Source organism: Chitinophaga cymbidii, assembly GCF_007992715.1.
Taxonomy (GTDB): Bacteria; Bacteroidota; Bacteroidia; order Chitinophagales; family Chitinophagaceae; genus Chitinophaga; species Chitinophaga cymbidii.
In genome coordinates this window covers 370,050-394,772 of sequence record NZ_BKAU01000001.1, presented here as the reverse complement: position 1 = coordinate 394,772, position 24,723 = coordinate 370,050, and the positions used below count along the sequence as shown (strand labels likewise).

22 protein-coding genes are annotated in these 24,723 nt (G+C 52.9%); 9 read left to right on the top strand and 13 right to left on the bottom strand.

Annotated elements, in window-relative coordinates:
* Positions 1 to 7: 7 nt before the first annotated feature.
* The 4 genes from CCY01nite_RS01560 to CCY01nite_RS01545 all read right to left on the bottom strand — a co-directional run bounded on the left by CCY01nite_RS01560 (position 8) and on the right by CCY01nite_RS01545 (position 6,702).
* Positions 8 to 1,492 carry a RagB/SusD family nutrient uptake outer membrane protein gene (locus CCY01nite_RS01560; protein WP_146857546.1) on the bottom strand — a complete coding sequence of 495 codons (1,485 nt, stop codon included), beginning with the start codon at positions 1,490 to 1,492 and terminating at the stop codon, positions 8 to 10.
* A 15-nt stretch (positions 1,493 to 1,507) separates the two neighbouring features.
* Positions 1,508 to 4,795, bottom strand: a complete 3,288-nt coding sequence (locus tag CCY01nite_RS01555; protein ID WP_186830844.1) for a SusC/RagA family TonB-linked outer membrane protein — start codon at positions 4,793 to 4,795, stop codon at positions 1,508 to 1,510.
* Between the two features lie 173 nt (positions 4,796 to 4,968).
* The gene (locus CCY01nite_RS01550) at positions 4,969 to 6,132 is read right to left on the bottom strand and encodes a FecR family protein (RefSeq protein WP_146857544.1); all 1,164 of its coding nucleotides are present in this window, start codon (positions 6,130 to 6,132) and stop codon (positions 4,969 to 4,971) included.
* A 168-nt stretch (positions 6,133 to 6,300) separates the two neighbouring features.
* Positions 6,301 to 6,702 (bottom strand): winged helix-turn-helix transcriptional regulator, encoded by a 402-nt coding sequence (locus CCY01nite_RS01545; RefSeq protein WP_146857543.1) that lies wholly within the window; start codon positions 6,700 to 6,702, stop codon positions 6,301 to 6,303.
* A gap of 121 nt (positions 6,703 to 6,823) precedes the next feature.
* On the opposite strand from CCY01nite_RS01545, the gene CCY01nite_RS01540 reads away from it, so the two are divergent.
* Positions 6,824 to 7,618 carry an SDR family oxidoreductase gene (locus CCY01nite_RS01540; protein WP_222614292.1) on the top strand — a complete coding sequence of 265 codons (795 nt, stop codon included), beginning with the start codon at positions 6,824 to 6,826 and terminating at the stop codon, positions 7,616 to 7,618.
* A 78-nt stretch (positions 7,619 to 7,696) separates the two neighbouring features.
* Complete coding sequence (locus tag CCY01nite_RS01535; protein ID WP_146857542.1) at positions 7,697 to 8,020, top strand: nuclear transport factor 2 family protein; 324 nt, start codon at positions 7,697 to 7,699, stop codon at positions 8,018 to 8,020.
* A gap of 15 nt (positions 8,021 to 8,035) precedes the next feature.
* Here the strand turns inward: CCY01nite_RS01535 and CCY01nite_RS01530 are convergent, their stop codons facing one another.
* Both CCY01nite_RS01530 and CCY01nite_RS01525 read right to left on the bottom strand, forming a co-directional pair.
* Complete coding sequence (locus CCY01nite_RS01530; RefSeq protein WP_146857541.1) at positions 8,036 to 8,614, bottom strand: RNA polymerase sigma factor; 579 nt, start codon at positions 8,612 to 8,614, stop codon at positions 8,036 to 8,038.
* A gap of 62 nt (positions 8,615 to 8,676) precedes the next feature.
* Positions 8,677 to 9,669 carry a GlxA family transcriptional regulator gene (locus CCY01nite_RS01525; protein ID WP_146857540.1) on the bottom strand — a complete coding sequence of 331 codons (993 nt, stop codon included), beginning with the start codon at positions 9,667 to 9,669 and terminating at the stop codon, positions 8,677 to 8,679.
* 124 nt (positions 9,670 to 9,793) lie between these two features.
* On the opposite strand from CCY01nite_RS01525, the gene CCY01nite_RS01520 reads away from it, so the two are divergent.
* The 3 genes from CCY01nite_RS01520 to CCY01nite_RS01510 all read left to right on the top strand — a co-directional run bounded on the left by CCY01nite_RS01520 (position 9,794) and on the right by CCY01nite_RS01510 (position 11,216).
* Positions 9,794 to 10,261 carry an SRPBCC family protein gene (locus CCY01nite_RS01520; protein ID WP_146857539.1) on the top strand — a complete coding sequence of 156 codons (468 nt, stop codon included), beginning with the start codon at positions 9,794 to 9,796 and terminating at the stop codon, positions 10,259 to 10,261.
* 14 nt (positions 10,262 to 10,275) lie between these two features.
* Positions 10,276 to 10,644 carry a nuclear transport factor 2 family protein gene (locus CCY01nite_RS01515; protein WP_146857538.1) on the top strand — a complete coding sequence of 123 codons (369 nt, stop codon included), beginning with the start codon at positions 10,276 to 10,278 and terminating at the stop codon, positions 10,642 to 10,644.
* A 68-nt stretch (positions 10,645 to 10,712) separates the two neighbouring features.
* A complete protein-coding gene (locus CCY01nite_RS01510) occupies positions 10,713 to 11,216 on the top strand; it encodes an SRPBCC family protein (RefSeq protein ID WP_146857537.1) in 504 nt (167 codons plus the stop codon).
* On the opposite strand, the gene CCY01nite_RS01505 is transcribed toward CCY01nite_RS01510, so the two are convergent.
* The 6 genes from CCY01nite_RS01505 to CCY01nite_RS01480 form a co-directional block, all read right to left on the bottom strand.
* Entirely contained in the window at positions 11,211 to 12,293 is a 1,083-nt protein-coding gene (locus tag CCY01nite_RS01505; protein ID WP_146857536.1) for an acyltransferase family protein, read from the bottom strand. The two genes, CCY01nite_RS01510 and CCY01nite_RS01505, sit on opposite strands and share 6 nt — an antisense overlap.
* Positions 12,294 to 12,341: 48 nt before the next feature.
* On the bottom strand, positions 12,342 to 13,517 hold the full coding sequence (locus CCY01nite_RS01500) for an NRAMP family divalent metal transporter (protein WP_246129820.1): 1,176 nt from the start codon (positions 13,515 to 13,517) through the stop codon (positions 12,342 to 12,344).
* The gene (locus tag CCY01nite_RS01495) at positions 13,514 to 14,257 is read right to left on the bottom strand and encodes a 5-oxoprolinase subunit PxpA (RefSeq protein ID WP_146857535.1); all 744 of its coding nucleotides are present in this window, start codon (positions 14,255 to 14,257) and stop codon (positions 13,514 to 13,516) included. The genes CCY01nite_RS01500 and CCY01nite_RS01495 overlap by 4 nt, the downstream gene beginning before the upstream one ends.
* A gap of 13 nt (positions 14,258 to 14,270) precedes the next feature.
* Positions 14,271 to 15,242, bottom strand: a complete 972-nt coding sequence (locus CCY01nite_RS01490; protein ID WP_146857534.1) for a 5-oxoprolinase subunit C family protein — start codon at positions 15,240 to 15,242, stop codon at positions 14,271 to 14,273.
* 39 nt (positions 15,243 to 15,281) lie between these two features.
* Positions 15,282 to 15,980, bottom strand: coding sequence for a 5-oxoprolinase subunit PxpB (pxpB, locus tag CCY01nite_RS01485; protein WP_146857533.1), 699 nt, complete (start codon positions 15,978 to 15,980; stop codon positions 15,282 to 15,284).
* Between the two features lie 70 nt (positions 15,981 to 16,050).
* Positions 16,051 to 16,422, bottom strand: a complete 372-nt coding sequence (locus CCY01nite_RS01480) for a DUF2784 domain-containing protein (RefSeq protein WP_146857532.1) — start codon at positions 16,420 to 16,422, stop codon at positions 16,051 to 16,053.
* 44 nt (positions 16,423 to 16,466) lie between these two features.
* Between CCY01nite_RS01480 and CCY01nite_RS01475 the strand changes: the two genes are divergently transcribed.
* A complete protein-coding gene (locus CCY01nite_RS01475; protein WP_146857531.1) occupies positions 16,467 to 16,940 on the top strand; it encodes a YbhB/YbcL family Raf kinase inhibitor-like protein in 474 nt (157 codons plus the stop codon).
* Here the strand turns inward: CCY01nite_RS01475 and CCY01nite_RS01470 are convergent.
* Positions 16,937 to 18,703, bottom strand: coding sequence for an ABC transporter ATP-binding protein (locus tag CCY01nite_RS01470; RefSeq protein ID WP_146857530.1), 1,767 nt, complete (start codon positions 18,701 to 18,703; stop codon positions 16,937 to 16,939). The two genes, CCY01nite_RS01475 and CCY01nite_RS01470, sit on opposite strands and share 4 nt — an antisense overlap.
* Positions 18,704 to 18,771: 68 nt before the next feature.
* On the opposite strand from CCY01nite_RS01470, the gene CCY01nite_RS01465 reads away from it, so the two are divergent.
* From CCY01nite_RS01465 to CCY01nite_RS01455, 3 genes are all read left to right on the top strand, one after another.
* Entirely contained in the window at positions 18,772 to 19,638 is an 867-nt protein-coding gene (locus CCY01nite_RS01465) for an alpha/beta hydrolase (protein ID WP_146857529.1), read from the top strand.
* A 205-nt stretch (positions 19,639 to 19,843) separates the two neighbouring features.
* Entirely contained in the window at positions 19,844 to 23,215 is a 3,372-nt protein-coding gene (locus CCY01nite_RS01460) for a SusC/RagA family TonB-linked outer membrane protein (RefSeq protein WP_246129819.1), read from the top strand.
* 10 nt (positions 23,216 to 23,225) lie between these two features.
* Positions 23,226 to 24,674 (top strand): RagB/SusD family nutrient uptake outer membrane protein, encoded by a 1,449-nt coding sequence (locus tag CCY01nite_RS01455; RefSeq protein WP_146857527.1) that lies wholly within the window; start codon positions 23,226 to 23,228, stop codon positions 24,672 to 24,674.
* Positions 24,675 to 24,723 lie beyond the last annotated feature (49 nt).

The following is a 24,723-nucleotide window of genomic DNA, read 5'->3' as shown; positions in this document are numbered from 1 at the left end:
ATTGATTTTAATAGCCAGGATTTTGAACCAGTCTCCCTGCCTCGTGGGTATTTTGGCGGGGGAGTGGATAAAGCAGCTGGTAGTCGCCTTCCCAGGGTTGCTTCATGGCGATGGCGGACAACACTTCCCGCGCTTTGCCGGTCCTTTTAAGGTTGAACCAGCGGTGCCCCCATTCGCAGAACATCTCCGTCTGCCATTCTTTGGCGACGGCATCCAGCAGCGCTGTGTCTGCCAGGGTTTCCGGCAGGTCCGGTATATCCGCACGATCCCTGATGATGTTCAGGTCTGCAATGGCTCCGGCCGGTCCTCCCGGTGCGCCGTGCGCCCTCGCTTCGGCACGTATCAGGTACTGCTCCGCTAAACGCAGCAGCATGTAATATTCGGTGGCAACACCGCCGATAACGCGGTTCACAGGGCCTGTTTTGTATTTGGCGGGATAGTGGTACAGCGCAGGTGGACCGGTAAAGCCGAAGCGGATAGTGTCCACCCATTTCTCCCTGCGCTGATCGCCCGGTTCAAAAGCGGTCAGTAACTGATCGGAGAGATAGGTCGCAACACCGGCAACCCCAAATGGCAAAAGATTGTAGCCTTCCATCGTGGCATTACCAGCGAGGCCGTCGTTGACGTTTTGCGCCAGTTGCCAGATGGCTTCCCTGCTGTCTGTCAGGAATGATCTGTTGGGATCGTCTTCCAGTTCATAGAGGGCCGTATTGTCGATAACTTTGGTTGCCTCCGCGGCAGCGTTGCCGTAATCCCCGAGGAACAGGTAGGCCCTTGCCAGCAAAGCGGTGGCCGCCCATTTATTCACACGTATCCGCTTGCCGCCGCTGACGGAATAATCCGGCGGAAGATCTGCCTGCGCATCTTCCAGGTCCCGGATGATCTGTTCGTACACCTGCCGCACGGGTGTGCGCGGCATGGCGGCTACTGTAAGCGGATCGGCCACCAATACGAGCGGAGCATCCCCAAAGAAATTCACCAGGTAGAAATAGCAGAAGGCCCTGATGCATTTGGCCTCGGCAGCGAACTGTTTTCGCGCAGGCTCCGTTAACCGGGAAGATGTAGAGGTGGCCACACCGTCTATGACAGCATTGGCGCCATAAATGGTGGCATACAGCGATGACCATATCATGTTGGATTCCACGCTTCCCTCACCCGTAATCTTGTTGGTATTGAAAAGGGCGAAAGGAATATTCAGCCCAAGGTAGATGGTGATCAGCTCGTCTGACGATAAAGCCGCCATCCGGGTGGTAAGCCCGTTCGCAAAATTATCCGTTGCACCGCCCGGGCCGAGCATGCTTACATATATGCCGGCCATCGCGGAGTTGGCCTGAAGATCGGTACTGAATACCTGCTCCGCGGTCACCTGGTTCACCGGCGGCGGCACCGTCAACAATTTTTTGCAGGCGCTGCAGAAAAGCAGTGCCAGAACGCCGGCCGCCATGAAAAGCCGCCCGGTTTTGAAAGGATGGAATAACGAAGTCCGTTTCATAAATGGCTTTTAGGTTTAAAGGCTTAATTGCAGATTTAAAACATAGGTTTTGACAGGCGGCATCCCGCCGAAATTCTGCGTTTCCGGGTCAAGCCCCTTGTAACGGGTAATGGTGAAAACGTTCTGTGCGTTGATGCCTATGCCGCAGTCCCTCACACCTATCTTTTTCATCCAGGCTTCCGGCAAAGAATAAGAAACCGACAGGTTGGTGAGGCGGATAAAAGAAGCATCCGTAAAGCTTCCGTCCGAGAATCCGAAATCGGCGTTGCTCTGATGATAGCCTGTTGAGAATACAGGATAGCGGCTGATGTTTCCCGGTTTTTTCCAGTTTTGATCATATACTTCCACCGGCAGGTTCTGGTTGAACTGACCGTATGATCCGGACATAAAGAGCGCATTCACCCCTAACTGTTTTCTAAAGCTGAACTGGGCAGTGAGATGTATTCGTTTGTATTGATAACCGGTGCCAAAACCGCCGGTGTATTTCGGGGCTGCATCCAGGACAATATAGGCGTCCGGATTGCCGGGCGCTGTGCTGGTCGTCAGCACGCCGTTCCCGTCACGATCTTCCAGCGCATACCGGCCCGTCATGGGATCTACCCCCAGGTAATGCACGAAGTACCGCGCTGTGAGCGGCCTGCCGATCTCGAACCTGCCGGCGTAAGGAGAGGTGGCGAGTCCCGGAAAAGATACCAGGGTATTTTTGTTGGTGCTGATATTGAAGTTGACGGTCCAGAACATGTCTTTCCGGTTCAGCAGCTGCGCATTTATCATGCCTTCCCAGCCGCTGTTCTGTATGGTGGCCGGCAGGTTGGTGATGATGGAAATGAAGCCTGTGAAATCCGGCAGCGGGTAGCCTGTTATCTGGTTGCCGGTGCGGGTGCGGTAATACGAAACGGAAAGCGTAACATCATCGCCTAAAAGACCTGCTTCCAGCGCACCTTCCAGTTTTTTATTCACTTCCCAGTGATAATTCTGGTTGGGCGGGTTTTGGGGAATGTAGGGCAGCACGCCGTCATAAGAAGGATAGGGTTCTGATAAAGATGCGGAAGACCCCCAGAGCGAAAGGTACTGATATGGCCCTCCGCCCGCGCTTCCGGTGGTGCCGTAGCTGCCCCGGAGTTTAACAAGACTGATAAACGAAGGAAGTGCGGCGCTGACCCATTTTTCTTCCGATGCGATCCAGGCCACGCCGACGGAACCGAAATCACCGAACTGCCTGCCCGGCCCGAAGTTGGAATTGCCGTCCCGGCGGCCGTTCAGGTTCACCAGGTACCTGTTTTTCAGGTTATAACTGATACGCGCAAACGTTCCCGCATATTTGAAGTAGTTGTATGCATCTCCCGGTCTGTCGATAACGGGCGCGTTGGTGATGGAGTACAGCAGGTTGTCGTCCGTATACCCGCTGCCGGATATGGCGGTGGCCATGCCGGAGGAGGAAGTCAGCGTGGCGCCGAGCAGCAGGTCTACGGAGGCTTTGCCTAAGAGGAAATGATAGTTCGCCTGTGGCTCTATATTCCAGCCGGTTACCCGGTTCGTGTTAAAGCTCGCATACCCGACGGGCGACCGGTAAGGGTTCTGGGAGCTTATCGGGTTGAAGAAGTTGTTGCTATTGTGATTGAACGTGTAGCCGAGAACGGTGTTGAAAGAAAACCCTTTAAATGGTCTGTAGCCCAGGCTGAGGCTGGAACTGAGCGAATTGGTCTTCTGCGGATTCGATTGCAGCATGGACCCGAACTGGAACAGGTCTACCAGGCCATCGGCATTCCATTCCGCCCAGTTCAGGTTACCGTCCTTATCGAAAATGGCGGGCGCGTTGGGCGCCAGCGTGGAGTTACCGGCGCCGCTCACCACGTCCACATGGCTGTAGGCGTAGGTCATGGACAGGTTGACGGAAAATTTCTGGTCTATTGTATTGTGCGTGAGGCCGAATGCCATGGTGCCCTGTTGTGTGGCTCCCGAGATGGCGGTAATATCCGTGATCCGGAAATAGTTGGCGTTCACGCGGAAGGTGGTTTGCCGTTCACCGCCCGAAAGGCCCAGGGATATGTTCGTATTTCTACCGGTACCGCCCCAGAGCGCTTTTTGCCAGTTGGTATACCGGTGCTGGTCCCACAGCAGCAGGTCCGGTGAATTGGATGTAGTAGGAGCAAGCCCGTCATTTTTCAGGGCTTCGCGGCGCGCGTCCAGGTATTGCGGCGTGTTGAGCATGTCCCAGTAGCGGGTGATCTTCTGTATGCCCTGCGTGATGTTAAAATGGACGTTCGTAGGACCCGGCTTGCCTCTTTTGGTGGAGATCAGTATCACGCCGTTCGTTCCTCTCGATCCGTAGATCGCTGTAGCATCCGCATCTTTCAGCACCTCAATGCTCTCGATGTCTTTCGGGTTGATATTGAACAGCGGGCTTTGGCCGCCGGTAAAGCTGTTGCCGTACAATATCCCTTTCGGCCCGGTTACACTGATGGGCACACCGTCAATGATATATAACGGCTCTGTGTTCAATGTAAGAGAATTGACCCCTCTTATCGATACATTGACCGGCGCGCTGGCGTACCCGTTGGTTTGGGTAATGACCAGGCCAGGCACCCTGCCCTGCAAGGCCAGCAGCGGATTGGCGACGGGCTGCGTTTCTATTTCCTTCGAGGAAATGCGGTGGATATTCCCCGTTGAAAGCCGCCGGCTCGTTTTGCCATAGCCCTGGAGCACCACCTGGTCCAGCAGGCTGGTCGCTTCCGTCATCGCCACATATATCGTGGGCTGCCCGCCCACCGGAACTTCCAGCGTGGTATAACCGATCATGCTGCAAACCAGAATGTCGTCCGCCAGAACATCATTGATATTGAACTCGCCGTTCTTGTCTGTAATCGCTCCTTTCCCGGAACGTTTTACAATAACGTTCACGTTGTCCATCCGTTCCCCCCGGCCATTTAATACCACGCCCCTGACAGCCACACGCGGATCGGTTTTATCCGGCTGCTCCTTGTCCTGGCTGGTGTTTTCCGTAATGATGATGGCGTTGCCTATCAGCCTGAAGCTGAACGGCTGGCCTTTAAGGCAATGCTTTATCACTGCTTCTACGTCCGCATTCCTGACCGAAAGGGAAACCTTAATGGACTTTATTCTTTCCGCGATCTCATCCTTGTAAAAGGCGGTAAAGCCCGTTTGCTGTTTAATTTCTTTGAATACATTTTCAAGCCGCTGATTTTTTACCGATAGTGTGATTTTCTTTGCTGGTTGTTGCGCAAATACGTAAAAGGACTGCGATAAGCAGACGGCAAGTAACAATACGACTGTAAGCCTCATTTGCCTAATTTTAACTTTGGTTGAATTTTCGAACTTGTTTTGATCACATGATTTTAAGAACAATACGCTCCCGCGCGATGACATAGCATCGCGATGGCTGGCATTGAAGAGCGCGGAAGGCGCTCCTCTCAGATACATTGTGTTATACGATATTTATAATCGAACCCTCTTGTTCATGGTTTGACAATGATGGTCTTTCCCTCGATCTCGAACCGGACCTTCTGGGCTTCCAGCATTTCCAGCACAAGAGATGCGTTGTTGCTTTTTGAAATTTCGCCGCTGAACTTCATGTCCGGAATTTTCCCCTCATACGCAACGGAAACATCATACCACCGGGCTATTTGCCGCATCACGGTTTGCAGGTCGGTGCCGTCAAAATAGAAATACCCGTTCCTCCATGCGGTTACAGCGTCCAGGTTGGCATCAGCGATAATTTTAACCGTTCCGGCTTTGTTTACGCTGGCCTGCTGGCCCGGCTGCATCAGGTAATCTTTGCCGTCCTTGCGGAATTTAATGGCGCCTTCCAGCAGCGTGGCCGTGAGCGTTGGCTCGTCCGTATAGGCATTGACGTTGAAATGTGTGCCCAGTACTTCTATTTCAGCGCCGCCGGCGGCCTTCACCTTGAATGGTTTTTGCTTCATGCTGGCCACTTCAAAATAGGCTTCCCCTGTGATCTCCACAACGCGGTCAGCGCCGGCGAAAACGGTAGGATAGGTGATGGAAGACGCGGCATTCAGCCATACGTTGGTGCCGTCCGGCAGCGCCAGTTTGTATTGCCCGCCCCTGGGCACGGATAAGGTGTGGTACTCCGTGTTGTCGGCCTTGCCGTTATAATTCAGTGAACCGCTGTCGTTGTTGACGGTCAGCCCGCCGCGCTGCACGATCTTGCCGAGGCTGGTATCCAGCGTAATGATTTTTCCGTCCGCCAGTTGCAATGTAGCGCGTGCCGAGCCGGGTTGTATGCCCTGTTCCAGTTGGTTTTGCACCATGGTATGATGATCCGGTTGCAGGAAAAGCAGGTAAGCTGCGGTTCCCAGCACAACGGCCAGGATGGCAGCGGCCACCTGCCAGTTGAAACGTTTGCTGCGGTGAATGGTAAATTCCTGCGCCGCATTGCCTTCATTGCGGATGCTATGCAGCAGCTTTTCCCTGATCTCCGCTTCAAGCCCCTGTTTCGCTTCCGGGCTCAGGTGCTGAAAGGGATCAGCCTGCTGGTTAAGCCCGTCCAGGTAATCGAACCAGGCTTCCACAAAACGGCTCTCGGTCGGTGTAGCCTGGCCCTTTTCGTACCTTTCAAGCACCTGTTGCAGGTATTGTTTATCCTTTTCTGTGAGCATGCAATGCGTCCTTTGGTGTTATAGTCACGAAAGGATCGCTTTCTTCCCGAAAGAAGGCGGATTTTTTTCAAAAAAATATCAGGGAAAGCAAAAAACAGGCAAAACGGTCAAAGACCGTTATTATACAGTAGGTTATAAAATGGGTTCGGGGCAGGAGTGTTCAGCATCTTATTCTCCTGAATTTGAATGTAGGATTTCGTCCGCAATACCAGGGGAGGGTAATCTTTTGGCTATTACTTCCCGTAATCTTTCTGCGTTGTCATCTCCCCATTGCCCCATAGTACCTATCACCGGGATTAAACTCTTTCCAAATTCAGTAAGACTGTACTCTACTTTTGGGGGAACGACAGGGTAAATCTTTCTGAGTACAAGTTCATGCTCTTCCAACTCTTTCAACTGAACATTCAGAACCCTGCGTGAAGCATCCGGTATTTTGCGTTGCAATTCACTAGGTCTTTTATGGCCCTGGCCTATAAACCAAAGCAAACGCATCTTCCATTTGCCATATAATACTTCACCCATCAGGTCGAGTCCGCAATTTAAGTTCGGTATTATTTTTCTTTCATACATACCGCAAAAGTAAACCTATGTTCCAATTTGCGCAATAGGGAATAATTTATCCCTATATGATTCATAACTCCGTACTTGTTAGGAAGTACTATACTTCTGAAATTTACACAAAAGAAATCGAATGAAACAAAAAATGGATTATCAGCATGAACTATCAGGAAAAATCGCACTGGTAACCGGCGGAACAAAAGGAGCTGGAAAGGCTATTGCTGAACGGTTAAAAAATGCAGGTGCTAAAGTGATTATTACCGCAAGAAACCACCCGGAATCACCCGACGAAGATTTATACTTCATACCGGCAAATCTCAGTAAACCGGAAGATGCCGGTAAAGTTGCTGCTGAAGTATTTGAGAAGTACGGTAAACTCGATATTCTCGTAAACAATCTTGGTGGCTCAGAAACTCCTGGAGGAGGGTTTGCAGTATTGACCAATATGGATTGGGAACAAACAATCCAGACCAATTTATTGGCCCCGGTACGGGTGGATAAGGCATTTCTGCCCCAAATGCTCGAAAAAGGAAGCGGTGTAATTATCCATATTGCATCTATTCAGGGAAAATTACCCCTGTACGATTCGACGCTTCCTTATGCAGCCGCAAAAGCGGGATTGATTAATTATAGTAAAGGATTGTCGAAAGAAGTTTCGCCAAAAGGGGTACGTGTTCTGACCGTTTCTCCGGGCTGGATCATGACGGATGCTTCAAAAAGGATGATGGAACGCATCTCGGAAAGTGCCGGTATCTCTATTGACGCAGCTACTCAGAGCGTAATGGATGCATTGGGTGGTATTCCCGGGGGGAGGCCGGCCCACCCGGAAGAAATTGCTGAATTGGTCGGTTTTCTTGTTTCGCCAAGAGCCGGCTATTTGACGGGAACTGAATACGTAATCGATGGTGGAACAGTTCCTACAATCTAGATACCGGAATTACGTCCGTATATGTAATATTTAAAAGGCGGCGGGACATAGAATTGGATAACCATAAAATAACAAACAATGAAGTTACCTAAAGTAATAACTGATTTGATAAAAGCACAGGATAGTTTCGATAGTTTAGCTTATGCTAATTGTTTTTCCGAAACTGCAGAGGTATATGACGAAGGCAAAACGCATAAAGGGAGGGCAGAAATTAAAGAATGGATTGCTAATGCTAATGAAAAGTACAAAACGGTAATGAAACCTTTAAGCTTCAAAGAAAAGGGGGAAACCAGTATTTTGACTGCAGAAAACTCGGGAACGTTTCCGGCGAGTCCTGTTATATTGAAATACAATCTTGAAATTGAGGAAGGGCTGATTAAATCATTAAAAATAACTTTGTAGCTTATAACAAACTTTTCAGCGGGGGGTATGGGAGAGCATGATTAACAAAACAGGCAGGTGTTTGAGCTTTGTTTTCAGGTATTGTACGGTCATGCTCAGGTTGTTCTGGACGGTTTTGCGGGAGAGATTCATGTCGACAGCTATTTCGTGGGTGGAAAGATTATCGAAATAGTATTTGACAAAAATGCGGCGTTGCTTTTCGGGGAGCACGGCGATCCATGCTTCCAGGAGGCTGATGAATTCGTTCATGTTCACCTGGCTGTCCGCTTTAAAAGGAGATTGCAGCACGGTTTCGAACGAATCCAGCAGCGCGGTGCTTTTTTTCCTGTTGATATGATTGATCACCCGGAACCGCACGGCTTTTTCCAGGTAGGCGGGTAAAAATGCTATGGACAGGTCAGCTCTTCTTTTCCAGATATCCAGCAATACGTCATTGACAATTTCCTTGGCGTCTTCGCTGTCGTTCAGTTTGATATAGGCGGATTTATATAGCTTTTCCCAATACCGGTGGTAGATTTCCGTAAAAGCCCCTTCGTCGCTGAATTTCAAAGACTCAACAAGCTGCAGATCCGTATATGTGTGAAAGCTCGGCAATCCAAACTATTTGGCTGATATCCCAGTAAGTAGCGCTGTAGTGGCTGTCAATTATACATAATTTATTGCAAAGTTTTAAGCGCTCCGCGTCCGTATTTGTCTTTATACTCCCGCGGCGTCATGCCCACATGCCTTTTAAATACCTTTCTGAAGAAGCTCATATCCTCATAACCGCATTTCATCGCGATCTGCTCAATGCCGTAATGTTTATCTTCCAGCATCTTTTTCGCATTTTCTATCCTGAAGCGCTGCAGGTATTCCAGCGGCGTGTTGCCGGTGGCCTGCTCGAACCGGCGGATCAGGTTCCGGGTGCTCATGTTGCTGATGCCGGCCATTTCCGCTACCGTGATGGTTTTATCATAGTTCGCTTCCATGTATTGCTGCACCCGGGTGATTTCATCATCCGCATGATTCTTCTGGAACTGAAATATGGAAAAGCTGGTTTGAGGCTGCTGGTGCATGTTGATCATTAATATTTTGGAGGCCGTAATGGCCACTTCATGCCCGCAGTATTTTTCAATCAGGTATATAATGAAGGTGGTGAAGCTGAAAGCCCCTCCGCAGGAGTATATTTTCCCCTGGTCAACGATGATCTTGTCGTCTTCCAGCATTACCCGCGGGTATTTCTGCCGGAACAGGCCGGCGAACATCCAGTTGGTGGTCGCTTTTTTTCCGTCGAGCAGGCCGGTGGCCGCCAGCAGGAAACTTCCCACGCAGATGCTGGCCAGCTCAGCGTTTGCTTTGTGCTGGCGCTTCAGCCATTCGATGATCTTTTGCTCTTTTTGCACCACCTCTTCTATTTTATTGGAGAACATGGCCGGGATGATGATCAGGTCGTATGTATCGTTCTTTGTTATTTCCCGCTGCACTTTTTCGCCCCAGGGCTGTTTGCGGAAAACGCCTTTCTTCTCCGTAACAAAATCAATTTTAAAATCAGCCTCCAGCTCCCGCCCGCTCACAACCGGATAGGTCCTCATCAATGCCGCAAAGATATCAGCAGGGCCGCTTACGCTGGTGGGCACGGCATAATTGTAATTCAGGATACCGATTTGCATGAAATGCGCTGTTTTAAGTAATAACGCTAAATTACCGGATTTGTCACTATCAACCTCATTATTGTCAGTTTAGCCACTTTTAACGCCTGCGGCGTGATGGTACTTTTGTATAAAACGAACGGATATGCATCATCAACATTTCACAACCACCATCATCGTTGACCAATCGCCCCTCGAAGTTTTCAACGCCGTCAACAATGTTCGCGGCTGGTGGTCGGAAGGGATTCAGGGCAATTCCAGCCAGCTCAACGACGAGTTTACCTTTGAGGTAAAGGATGTTCATTACTCGAAACAAAAACTGACGGAAGTGATCCCCGGCAAAAAGGTAGTCTGGCTGGTGACGGACAGCCACCTGAGCTTCCTCGAAGACAAAGACGAATGGACGGGCACAAAGGCCATTTTTGAGATATCTGAAGCCGGTAACAAAACAAAACTCGTTTTCACCCATGAAGGGCTGCTCCCCGAAGTGGAATGTTATAAAATGTGTTCGCCGGCGTGGACCGAGTACGTGCAGCATAGCCTCTTCAACCTGATCACCACCGGAAAAGGCGATCCCAACCTGGAAGGAAGAAGGATCAAGGCCATCAAATAATAAAACTGATAACGATGAAAAAAGTAATGACAACCGCTGAAATCGCCGCCCGTTTCCATGAGCTTGCGCAGCAGGAAAAATGGTTTGAGATACAGGATGAATTCTTTGCGGATAATGTAAAGAGCATCGATCCGCCGGGCTCGCCGTATTTCGGATATGCCGAAGGCAAAGCCGCGGTCCGCAAAAAAGGAGAGGACTTTGTGAGCCGTATCACCGCCTTTCACAGCGCTTCTACGTCAGCACCGGTAGTGGCCGGCCGTCATTTCGCTGTAGGAAGGAAAGTGGATATTACAGTAGAAGGTCATGGGAGGATCCAGATGGATCAGATCATGTTGTATGAAGTGAAAGATGGGCGGATTATCGTGGAGCAGTTTTTTTATTAATGCTTTTTCTGCCATACTGGTTCAGGTACGGTCTTTCACTACCTTTGCAGAAAGTAAAAACCACTTCTATGGCGGGTATTTATCACCAACTCATGATCGGTGCTCCCCCGGAAAGAATTTACCAGGCGATCACTACCCGCGAGGGGCTGGCAGGATGGTGGACACCTGATGCGGAAGCAAAGCCTCAGCCCGGCAGCATTGCGCGTTTCCCTTTTGGTTCCGGGTACTTCAAGGAAATGAAGGTCATCGAATTGAAACCGTTTGAACTGGTAAAATGGGATTGCATCGCGGGAGCGGACGAGTGGATCGGAACCACGCTTTCTTTCACGCTGGAATCCGGTGATCCGGTAACATTACTCGCATTTCATCCCGAAATGGGAGATCAGATGCGGCAATTAAAGAATAGCGATAAAGCCACGCTATTGACCTTGAAGCATGATAACTGGAAAGATTACACGCCGATGTTCGCCGAGTGCAGCTACACCTGGGCGCGTTTCCTGAGAAGCCTGAAGCTGCTGTGTGAAACCGGTAAGGGGAGGCCCTGGCCGCATCAGCATCAAACCGTACTATGACCGCATGCGGTCTTTCAGCCATTTACGAACCGGCGCATCCACGAAGATCAAGATCGCATAGGATAGCAATATCAGCAAAACGGCGCAAATAGGAATGATCACCCAAAGCTGCCCGGCCGTTGGCTTTTCTGTCAGGATGTAACTGTAGAGTATCCATAAAAAAGGATAATGGATCATATACAGGGGATAAGAAATGTTCCCAAGGAATTTGCAAACTCCTTCAAGCCCTGTGTTCAGCCTTCCTCCGGCGCCCAGGGCAACAAGGAAAGGAAGGTAAAAGACCACGATCAGTGTATCTATCCACCAGTTCACCGCCTCGGAATAAGGAACCAGGAAAGCCAATGTCAGCAACACGCCGATGGCCCCGAACCCGAGATTATTTTTGATGATCCAGTTGGACCGGTAGGCCAGCATGCCCGCTAAAAAGGAATAAAAGACGCGCACGCCCCCGCCCCAGAAAGTATCGCCGCTCCAGCCAACACCAAGGTAAGAGGATGTGTAAGCCTCGTAGCAAAGTATTCCCGCCGCGATCACCAGCAGCACCCATAATACCTTGTTGCGCAGCCTCACCAGCACCACCGCGTAGGCGATATTGGCGACGTATTCCCAGAACAGCGACCAACTGGGCGGGTTCAGATGGAAGATATTGAAGTAACGCTCCTGCACCACCGGATAAGGGACCATCAGGCAGGACGAAATGAACATGCCCAATGTTTGACCGGCATAACGCGCATAAAGATCGCTGAACGGATCAAAAACAAAGGCCAGCAGGCCGATGACCGCCCCGATCATCACCAGCGGATGCAGGCGGATCAGCCGTAGCTTGAAGAATGACATCAACCCGATCTTCCCCAGTCTGCCATCATACGCATAGGCGATCACAAAACCGGAGAGGCAAAAGAAGAAGTCCACCGCCAGGTAAGCATGCGCAATGAAATTATCTTTATAATCCGGCGTAACAAACTCCATGAAATGGAATATGAGCACCGCCACCGCCGCTATTCCCCGGAGGCCGTCCAATATTTTAAAGTGCTGTCTGGTTTGAAGGAGTTGGGCGCTAAGGTGTGTCTGGTTCATGCGTAATATAAATCTGCAAAACTAGCAACATTCCCGGCATACGCAACATCAACTCACCCAATCCCACAACGTCACCCCGCTCAACCACGCCATCACCCCCACAACGATCCATCCCGCCACCTGCATCCACGCCGGATGCCTGTATTCCCCCATCAGCCGGCTCTTCCGGGCCGCCAACAGCACTACTGCCAGTGCCACCGGCAGTATGATGCCGTTCAATGCGCCGGCGGTGATCAGCAATTGCACCGGCCGCTCCACCACCACGAACACGGCCGTGGAACAAACGATAAAAAAGCTGATGAACCATTTTTCATGCGTGGCGATAAATGAATGGAATGTCTTCAGAAAAGAAACGGAGGTGTAAGCCGCGCCCACAACGGACGTGATCGCCGCGCTCCACATCACCATGCCGAAAAAGCGGTACCCGGTCTCTCCGGCTGCGATGCGGAATACAGATGCGGGCGGATTGCCGGCATCCAGCAGCGCGCCTTGCGTTACTACGCCTAAAGCAGCGAGGAACAGCAAAGTGCGCATCACTCCGGTAATCACAATTCCGCTGACGGCGCTCCTGTTGACGAACTTCACCTGTGCGGCCCCGCCGATGCCCGCGTCCAGCAGGCGGTGCGCGCCGGAAAAACTGATGTAGCCGCCCACCGTTCCGCCTACCAGCGTAACAATGGACGTAGTATCGATCACATCGGGCCAGACGCTTTGCCGCAGCGCCTCCGCCACCGGAGGATGTGAGCTGGCGGCCACATACAGCGTGAGCAGGATCATCAGTATGCCTAACCAGCGGGTAAAATGGTCCAGCGCTTTGCCGGCTTCCTTCAACCAGAAAATGAACAGGGCGACGCCGCAACTCAATACCGCACCATATACCGGCTCCATGCCCGACAATGCCTGGAGGCCCAGCCCGCAGCCGCCGATGTTCGCGATGTTGAAAGCAAATCCGCCGAGCACCACGAGCCCGGCCAGCAGGTAGCCGAGGCCAGGCAGCAGCGCGTTGGCGAGGTCCTGCGCGCGGAACTCCGTGACGGTGAGCACGCGCCAGATGTTCAGCTGCGCGCCGATATCCAGCAAAATAGATACGAGTATCACAAAGCTGAAGGCCGCGGCCTGCTGTTGCGTGAATACGGTGGTTTGCGTAAGGAAGCCGGGGCCGACGGCGGAGGTGGCCATCAGGAACGCGGCGCCCAGGAGAATGGAGGTTCTTTGCTTGCTCAAATGTGTTGTATTGAAAAGTGATGACGGCGTAGGGCGGCGTGTATGGCGCGGGCAAAGGGCAGGGCATGTGGACCGTCGCCATGCAGACAAATAGTTTCCGCGGTCAGCGGGATGCTGCGGCCGCTGAGCGTGGTCACCGTTTGTTGCGTGACCATTTGCAGGACCTGCTGTATGGCCTGCTCTTCATTGGCTATCAACGCGCCGGGCTGGCTGCGGGGCGTGAGCGTGCCATCGTCCTGGTAAGTTCTGTCGGCAAACACTTCGCTGGCGGTATGCAGACCGGCTTCCGCGGCGGCTTTTATCAGCCAGCTGCTGCTCAGGCCGTACAGGCGGAGCGCCGGATCTGTATCCTTCACCGCTTTTGCGATCACGCGGGACATGACGGGATCAACGGCGGCCATGTTGTAGAGCGCGCCGTGCGGCTTTACATGCGTCATCACGGCGCCAAGTGTGCGGCAGGCGGACTGCATCACCTGCAGCTGGCCGGCAATGAGGTCATATAAAGCATCGTCTGAAAGATGTTGCGGCGTTCTGCCGAAGTTGGCCTTGTCGGCGAAGCCGGGATGCGCGCCAATGGCAACCTGGTGTTCCTGCGCAAGCGCGATGGTCCGTGTAATGGTGTCATGGTCGCCCGCATGATATCCGCAGGCGATGTTTGCGCTGCTGATGAAGGGCATGATACCGGCATCCGTATCCAGCCCTTCTCCCATATCACAGTTCAGGTCGATGGTGGTAAGCATTAGATTTTGTTGATTAATAGCGGAGATACCATTCCTCCAGCCGTAATTTACAGGCATTTTGCAGTATTTGCAAACGTTGTTCCTGCTGCCACAAGAGGTTCCCGGCGGTTATTTCATCCACCGCCGTGAAATGAAGCTGCTGGTGCGGCGTATGTTGGGAGAGTGCGGGCATGTCCGCTGTGATCACGTGGGCAACGCGGGCGTAGCCGCCGGTAGTTTGATGGTCTGCCATGAGAATGATCAGTTGTCCACCCGGCAGTAATTGAATGGTGCCGCGGCTGACGCCCGCGGAAAGCCGTTCGCCGCGGTCATGCGTTTTTAACACGGGGCCGCGTAAACGAAATCCCATGCGGTCGCATTGCTCTGTTAATAAAAAGGCGGCATGCAGTAAAGTATCATCTTCCAGCAGTTCCCATTCATGACCGGGGAGGATGCGGATCGTGGAACCGGCTTCGTAGAGATCGCTGACATCGGCCGTCCACGGCAGGGGAGTGGCCTGTTGGTCCGAATGAAAAATGACTTCCTGCCGGAAAGGGATGCGGTCGCCTTTTTGCAGCACTCTGCCATGAAAGCCTCCGGCCCCGGCTTTCAGATGTGTACTGTAGCTGCCGAGCCAGGGTGTGAGCGCCAGGCGGCCGCCGATGGCGAGGTAGCACCGTGCGCCCGAAACCGGTTTTGTAAAGCGCAGTACCGCATGCCGGGATACCTGCACCGGCCGGTTCAACGGAAAGGGCTGATCATTCACCATCGCTCCGAAATCCGCGCCGGACAAGGCTACCAGCGCATCCGCCTCAAACAGGAAAGCGGAGGCCGGAAAGTGCAATTCTATCGCCGCTTCCGCGCCGGCATTGCCCACCAGGCTGTTAGCCACGTATAATGCGGCACGGTCCATCGCGCCGCCGGGGTTGATGCCGAGGTGCTGATAACCGTACCGGCCCGCGTCCTGTATGGTGTCCAGTAATCCTTGTTGTACTACCTGTATCAAATATGCTGAATTGTTCTCTTTATCTGCATCAACGCAAAATCATCTTCCGTTAAATTCTTCCAGCCCGATCTCTACAAACCGCACCTGGTCTCCCGGCCGGCAATAGCAGGGTTCCTCCTTCGCCGGATCAAACAACCGCAGCGGCGTGCGCCCGATAATATTCCATCCGCCGGGGGACTCCATCGGGTAGATGCCCGTTTGCGCGCCCGCGATCCCCACGCTGCCCACCGGTACTTTTAGCCGCGGCTGCTTCAAACGCGGAGCCGCCAGCTTATCCGGCACCTTTCCCATGTAAGGAAATCCCGGCAAAAAGCCGAGCATATAAACCGTATAGGTTTGCGATGTATGTAAATCGATGAGCTGACTGCCGGTCAGGTTCTTTTGCGCCGCCAGCGCTTCAATGTCCGGCCCGAGAGAAGGATGATAACATACCGGTATTTCCAGTAAGCGCGATGCGGCATTGACTTCCTCCGCTTCCTGTTCCAGCACCTTCGTTACGATCGTGCGGATTTGCTGCCCGGCGGGCAGGGGATGTTGCCTGCGCATCGATCCGGCATCGTATACTACCGTGAGGGACGCATATGCGGGGATCAGGTCGAGGATGTAAGGTAATTGCAGGCGTTGCAGGGAATTGTAGGCGCGCATGACCCGCCGGTGTACAGCAGGATCTATCTGTTGTTCCCATTCAATGATAATGGAGCGGTCGCCCAGCGGACCAATGCTGTAATCTTTCTTCATGCTCGAAACGCTCGTTAAAAATAAGATAAACCCGGCAGTGTATACATTTTGCCACACAATGTTTCCCTGATCAACCCTGTTTTTTCCGCCGGAAGAAATTAAAATAAACGGAAAGCCCGGCTGCCAGCACAAAGAACAGCATCGTCAATATATTAATAAAGGCATCGCTGAATGCCCGCCCGGAAACCTTGTTCACAAAATAGGTAATGAAGGAATCCGGTAAATTGCGCGCTCCCAGCTGTTCCTTTATCCGCCATTGCCAGTCGGTTACAGGACAATAGCCCATGCCGAACCAGATGCCGAGGATGAACCAGCTGCATGCGGTGGCCACTATGAAAATGAAATGAAGCTTCCGGGTGGCCGGAAATATCCAGCCGCATAAATTGAACCCGATGATCAGTAAATGCAGCAGTGTGAACAGGATATCTAACAAATGAAGCATGATTTCCGGCCGAAAATTTGGTGCCAGTTCAGTAAAATATTGTTATGGAATCTACAACAAATGCTGTTTTATCGGTGCGATGCGTGGCGTTCAGCCAGGGTGGGCATATTCCCCGGCAATATTCCTGCGAAGGCGAAAATATCAATCCGCCACTGATCATAAGTGATTTTCCCGAAGGAACGCGGTCGCTGGCGATCATTATGGAAGATCCGGATGCGCCCGGTGGTACCTTTGATCATTGGCTGGTGTGGAATATTCCTCCGAATGAACCGGTTGCGGAGAACAGCGTGCCGGGCATCAGCGGGCGTAACAGCTTTGGAAATACCGGCTATGGCGGTCCTTGTCCGCCTTCCGGCCAGCATCGGTATTTCTTCAGGGTATTTGCGCTGGACGGCGATCTGGACCTTCTGGCGGGTGCCGACAAAAAGGCGTTGCATGCAGCGATGCAGGGGCATGTGCTGGCTTCGGGGGAATTGATGGGATATTATAAAAAGAGCGGTGAACCTGCCAATTCCTAACTTGTCGCGAAGGACTGGCTATCCCTCCGTTCGCCCACCTGCTGCCGCCACATGGCGTAGTACAACCCTTTCTGCGCCAGCAGCTCCTCGTGCGAGCCGGTTTCGGAAATGCTGCCTTTTTCGAGTACATAGATCACGTCCGCATGCATGATGGTGGACAGGCGGTGGGCGATCAGCACGGTGATCTGTTGCCGGCTCATGGATACGTCGCGGATCGTGTTGGTGATGTCTTCTTCGGTGAGGGAATCCAGGGCGGAGGTAGCTTCGTCGAAAATGAGGAGGCGCGGTTTCCGCAGCAATGCGCGCGCAATGGAAATGCGCTGCTTCTCGCCGCCGGAGAGCTTCATCCCGCTTTCGCCGAGAACGGTGTGGATGCCTTTCTCCGAGCGGGCCAGCAGCTGTGTGCAGGAGGCTTTTTCCAGCGCGTCCATGATCTCGTCATCAGTAGCGTCGGATTTTACGAATAGCAGGTTCTCACGGATCGTGCCGGCGAACAGCTGCGTATCCTGCGTTACGAAGCCGATCTGGCGGCGTAAGGCGTTATAACGTATGTCCGTTGCCGGTACATCGTTGAAAAGGATCGATCCTTCTACGGGACGGTATAAGCCCACCAGCAGCTTTACCATGGTAGATTTTCCCGAACCGGACGGCCCCACGAAAGCAATGGTTTCGCCCAGGCCCACCCGCAGTGAAATATCATCGATCGCATTGGTGCGCGCCGTTTTGTGGCGGAACACCACATGATCGAACCGGATGCTTTCGAGCGGCCCGGTTTCTACCGGCTCTTCCGGCCGCTGTTCCACCGGCTTCTGCATCAGCTGATCGAAATTCTGGATAGACGCCTCCACTTCCCGGTAGTTCAGGATGATATTGCCGAGGTCCTGCAACGGCCCGAAAATAGAAGTAGAGATGAATTGCATGGCGATCAGCTCTCCCGTGCTTAACACGTTACGGAAAATCAGCCAGAGCAGGATAAAAAGGATGGATTGCTTCAGGATGTTCAGCGTGGTGCCCTGTAAAAAGGAAAGCGTGCGGACCCGCGTGGTCTTTTGCATTTCCAGGTCGAAGATCTCCTGCGTTTGCTGCCGCAGCCGGCGGATCTCCGGGAAAGTAAGCCCCAGGCTTTTCACCAGTTCTATATTCCGCAGTGATTCCGTGATGATGCCGGACATCTTGTTCGTTTCCCGGTTGATCGTTCGTTGTACCGTTTTGATTTTTTTGCTGAGTAGTCCCGTCAGCGATCCCAGTACCAGTATGCCGATCACGAACACCGGTATCAGCATCCAGTTCTTCGTAATGCTGTACCAGATGAGGAAGCCGATGCCTACCACGGAAGAGAACAATATATTGATAAAGGCGTTGACGAACCGTTCGGTGTCTGTTTTGACTTTCTGAAGGATGGATAGGGTTTCGCCGCTGCGCTGCTCCTCGAACTCCTGGAAGGAAAGCCGCAGCGTCTGCTTCAGCCCGTCGTTGAAGATCTGCATGCCGAAAAGCTGCACCGCCTTGCGGGTGAAATATTCCTGGAATGACTTGGCGATCCTTGCGGCAATGGCGATGCCGATGGCGATGGCCAGCCAGAAAAGCACGCCTTTTACCAGCGCCGTTTCTTCCAGCCCGTTCGGGTTGGATGCGTAATCATCGATGATCTTTCCGAAGATAATGGGGTCCGTCAGGCTTAGTAGCTGGGCAATTCCCGCAAGCGCCAGGGCCAGCGCCACCCACCATTTTTGCTCTCTGAAATACTTCCATAATGTCTGCATACATATAATATTAATTTTTTTCCGCCGTTTTCTAAAATGATTAATTTTAAACAGCTGAAGCCCCGCTTATGAGAACACTGCAAGCCTGCACATGCCTGATCACGATCTGTTTACTGTTGTCCTGCTCAAAAGCGGATGTAGACCGCCCCACCGACCCCTCGCGCCAGGAATCCCTGACGGACGTATCCTACGGTCCCGGTCCACGGCAAAAATTCAACATCTACCTGCCCGCAAACCGGAACGATACCGCCACCACCGTGCTGTTCTTCATTCACGGCGGAGGCTGGAGCGCCGGTAACAAGAACGACTATGTGTCCGCCATTCCCACGCTGCGGCAGCTGTTCCCCGGCAGCGCCTTTGTGCTGGTCAATTACCGCCTGTTCAACACCGTGAACCACAGCAACCCCTTCCCGGCGCAGGAAGAAGATGTAAAAGCCTGTATCGAAACGGTCATGCAGAACAATGCCAAATACCACATATCCCGGAAGTTCGTGTTGTGGGGCCAAAGCGCCGGCGCCCACCTGGCCGCTTTATACGCCTACAAATACGGCAGCAGCTCCTTCAAACCCCTGGCCGTGATCGACCAGGTGGGGCCAACGGATATGAAATCCATGTACGGCCAGCTGGCCAATGCGGAGCTGAAGGCGCTGATGAAAGCACTGATCGGCGACCCGGAAACGGGCGATTCGGTGCTGTACAAAAGTTCCAGCCCGCTGCAATATGTAAGTGCCGCCAGTCCGCCTACCCTGATCCTGCACGGCACGGCGGACGATATTGTGCCGTACCAGCAGGCGCAGCAGCTGCATGAAAGATTGCAGCAGCATGGCGTGCAGCATGTATACAAGCTGTACCCCGGGGAAGGGCATACGCTGGGAGGTGTGGCCGCGGATGTGAACAGCCGGGTGACGGCGTTCCTGCAAACTTATCTTCATTAAAACCGGCCGCTGCGAATTAAAAAAGCGGCGCCCGTTTAGAAAAACATTGATTTTTAATCGTAACTTAAATACCGTGTCGGGTGCCCGAAAAAAACACCCCTGAAATTGTCTGTTAAACTCGATCGTGTAGGAGCACATAGATGAAATCGCCAGAGCCACCGGCAATGTCAACCAGGATCATTAGACTCAAAATACAATCATGCCTATGTATTTATCTGTACAGTGCTGCGCTGCCCGGAAATGGCTGAAAAGCTCGCCGGCAGCCGTTATTTTGTTGCCCCTGCTGATGACGCTTTCACTGAAAGCGGCTGCTTTCCAGGACAGCGTGGGCACCAAAGCCCGTGGCCGGGTGATGGATGCCGAAGAGAAGATTGCCCTTCCCGGCGTGACCGTTGAAAACCTCGTAAATCACAAAGGCGTATTGACGGATGTTAACGGCGTATTCGTCCTTGACGCCCGCCAGGGCGACAGCATCCGCTTTTCCTACATCGGGAAAGCGCCGGTAGTAGCTGTATTCCGCGGGCAGTCCATGAACATCGAGCTGGAAAGCCAGGGCGGCATGCTAAAAGAATTTGTGAAAACAGGGTTCCAGGACCTCGACCGCCGCAAGTTCTCCGGCGCCGCCGTAACCCTGAAAGCAGACGATGTGAAAATGGACGGCGTGATAGACGTGAGCCGCATGCTGGAAGGCCGTGCCGCCGGCGTATCCGTGCAGAACGTTTCCAGCTCCTTCGGCTCTGCACCCAAGCTGCGCATCCGCGGCGCCACTTCCATCAACGGGGATAACAAACCCCTGTGGGTGGTAGACAACGTAGTACTCGAAGATATCATCAATATTTCCAACGACCAGCTGTCCAGCGGCGACCCCACCACCTTGCTCGGCTCCGCCGTTGCCGGTCTGAACGCGAACGACATCGAAAGCTTTGTAATATTAAAGGACGCCGCCGCTACCGCGCTGTATGGCGCCAGAGCCATGAACGGCGTAGTGGTGATCACCACCAAGAAAGGAAGGATCGGCAAACCGCTGGTGACCTACACCGGTAATTTCAGCACCCAGCTGAAACCCGCGTATGCCGATTATAATATCATGAACTCCGTGCAGCAAATGTCTGTACTCGCGGAATTGTACAACAAAAGCATTATTACTCCCTCGCTGCTGGACAAACCTGATTACGGCGTGTACGGCAAGTACTTCGACCTGGTGAATGCGAGAGAGGACGGCAGCTTCCCGGTGCCCAACACCCCCGAAGGCATGGCCGCTTTCCTGAGAAGGTACGCCGGCGCAAATACGGACTGGTTCGATCTACTCTTCAAAAACAACCTGATGCAGGAGCATTCGCTCGCCGTTTCCTTCGGTACGGACAAGTCGCAATCTTATTTCTCCACCAGCTACTACGGCGATAACGGATGGACGATAGCGGACCGCGTAAGCCGCTACACCCTCAACTTCCGGAACAACTACAAGTTCTCCGACCGTTTATCCGTCGGCTTTTCCACCCTCGCTTCCGTGCGGCAGCAGAAAGCCCCCGGCGCATTAACACGCGAAACCAACCCGGTGGAAGGGAAGTTCGACCGCGACTTCGACATCAACCCCTTCAGCTTCGCGCTCAATACCAGCCGCACCCTCACCGCCTTCGATGAAAGCGGCAACCGGGAGTACTTCCGCCGCAATTTTGCGCCGTTCAACATCCTCACTGAACTGGAAAATAATTACATCGATATCAATGTGATCGACCTGCGCCTGCAGGGCGACCTGGCCTACAAGATCACCGACGAGCTGAAATACGAGTTCGTGGGCGCGCTGCGGTACGTGAAATCGTCCCGCGAGCACCAGATCACGGAAAACTCCAACATGGCCAACGCCTACCGCGCAAATGAAACATCCACTATCGAAGCGAACAACCGCTTCCTGTACCGCGACCCGGACGATCCCGAAGCGCAGCCCGTGGTAGTGCTGCCTTACGGCGGCTTCTACAACCGCACGGAAGACCAGCTGGTGAACTATGATTTCAGGAACAGCCTGAACTATATGAAAACCTTCAACGGCGTACATTCCCTGAATGCGCTGGTGGGCATGCAGGTGAAGTCGGCGGACCGGCAGCAGTTTTCCAACACCGGTTACGGGTACCAGTACGATAACGGCGGTGTTCCGTTCGTGGATTATCGCATCCTCAAACAAACCATTGAGAGCAATTTCCCGTATTATGGTATGAGTAAGGATTATGACCGTTTTGTAGCCTTCTATGGATCGGCGGGTTATTCTTACGACCAGAAATATAATTTCACCGGCACTGTGCGGTACGATGGTTCCAACCGCCTGGGCAAATCGCGCAATGCGCGGTGGCTGCCCACCTGGAGCCTGGCGGGCTCCTGGAATGTGGACCGCGAGCCCTTCATGGAAAATGTAACGTGGGCGGACTACCTGACGCTGCGCGCATCCTACGGCCTGACCGCCAGCATGGGCCCCGCCACCAATTCCACCATCGTGTTAAGAAACATCAATACAAACCGTCCGTATCTCACAGAAGTGGAATCCGTGATACAACTGGCGAACCTCGAGAACTCGGAGCTGACCTGGGAAAAATCCTACACCAGCAACATCGGGCTGGACGGCGGATTGTTCGGACAAAAAGTGAATTTCAGCCTGGACGTGTACCAGCGTAAAAGCTTCGATCTCATCAGCCTGATCCGCACCTCCGGTATCGGTGGGGAATCAGAGAAAGCCGCGAACTACGCGGACATGGATTCCTACGGCCTTGACCTGCTGATCGGCGGCAACGTGATCAGGAAGCAGGACTGGAGCTGGCGCACGAACCTTACTTTCGGATATAACAAGAACAAGATCACCAACGCCCGCAACCGCCCGCGCATTTTCGACCTCGTGATCGCGGAAGGCGGCAACAGGGAAGGGTACCCGGTGCGGGGCCTCTATTCCCTCGATTTTAAAGGATTGGAGCACCGCACAGGCGAACCCACCTTTATCAACGAGAAAGGGGAATCATCCGGCGGCGTATTCCTGCAGGACCAGGAGATCGCCTATCTGAAATACGAAGGGCCGGTAGACCCCATTTATACCGGCGGCTTCTCCAATACATTTACATACCGGGAATTTTCGCTGAATGTATTCGTGACCTATCAGGCAGGCAACAAGATCCGGCAGTATACCGCTTTCAAAACGGATTATTCGGACCTGGATGCGATGCCGAGGGAATTTTACGACCGCTTTATATTCCCCAATGATGAGCGCTATACCTACGTGCCCTCCATCCTGGGCGCCTATGAGTTGTCGCAGCAAGGCGGTAACTATCCTTATAACAACTACAACTATTCAACGGAAAGAGTGGCAAAAGGCGATTTCATCCGCCTGAAAACCGTATCGCTCAGCTATCAGCTGAAACCTTCCCTGCTGAACAGGATCGGCTTCAACAGCGCCAGCGTTACGGCCGCCGCCACCAACCCATGGCTGATCTACGCAGATAAAAAGCTGAAAGGGCAGGACCCCGAGTTCTTCAACTCCGGCGGTGTGGCCATGCCCATTCAAAAACAATTTACACTCTCGCTGAAAGTGGGTATTTAATCTGATCAACATGAAGAAATTATCACTATACACAGCAGTCTTCCTCGCCATCACAGCCAGCAGTTGCAAGAAGTTCCTGGAGCAGCCGCCGGACAACAGGGCGGAACTGCATACGCCGGAACAGGTGTCCCGCCTGCTGGGCACCGCCTATCCGCAGGCCAATTACATGGGCTTCTTTGAATCCGCTTCGGATAATGTGGCGGACAAAGGCGCGGGCACCATCGAAAATTTCAATGTAGACGTGTACAAGTTCAGTGACGTGCAGGACGATCAGCAGGACTCCCCCGAGTACTACTGGAACGCCTGCTACACCGCGATAGCGGCGGCGAACCTCGCACTGGAAACCATCGCCAACGCGCCCGATCCGGACGCCTACCGCGCGCAGAAAGGCGAAGCGCTGCTGGCGAGAGCATACGCGCATTTCATGCTGGTGACCACTTTCGCGGAAACGTATAATCCCACTACCGCTTCCTCCGATCCCGGCATTCCCTATGTGACCGTACCGGAAAAAGTAGTGTTCAAGGATTATGAGCGGAAAACGGTAGCTTATGTGTACGAGATGATCGAAAAAGACATCCTCACCGGCCTGCCGCTCATCGACGACAAGTCCTATTCCGTTCCCCGTTACCATTTCAACCGCGCCGCCGCCAACGCCTTCGCGGCCCGCTTCTATCTTTTCAAACGCGATTACCAGCAGGTAGTGCAGTACGTCAACCAGGTATTCCCCACCAACAATGCCGCCAGCATGCTGCGCCCCTGGAATACCGCGTATAAGAATATGACCTACCAGGAACTGTTCGCCGCATACGCCCGCGCAACGGAGCCGGCGAACCTGCTGCTAACGGAAACCGCATCCTGGTGGGGCCGCAATTATTACACCCTGCGCTATGCCCTCACCGCCCGCAAGCGCGATGAAATATTGTTCTACAACGTTACCGGCGGAGACTGGGCGTTCCAGAATCATGTGTATACCGTTGGTACGGATAATTACCTGATCCCCAAGATCAACGAGCATTTTGTGCGTAACAACGTCAACGCCAACATCGGCGTGGGATATGTGGTGGTGCCGCTGTTCACCGCCGAGGAAGCGCTGCTCAACAGGGCGGAGGCCAACACCTACCTGAATGCCACCACCGCGGCTATCAACGATCTCAATACCTATGCCTCCACCCGCATCGATGATTATAGCCTGTCTGCGCACCGCATCACTCCCCAGAAAGTGCAGGCCTTTTACGGCACCAACCTGCAAACGGGACTGATATTGACCGTACTGGATTTCAAGCGCGCGGAGTTTGTGCAGGAAGGCATGCGCTGGCTGGACATCCTGCGGTACCGCATTCCCATTACCCACACCACCAGCGAGGGCGACATATTCACACTGCCCGGAGACGATCCGCGCAGATTATTCCAGATACCCGAAGCCGCCACCGTAGCAGGCATCGAACAAAATCCCCGTTAATCATGCATATGAAACCGAGCATAATACATTTTGTCACCCAGGGCCACGT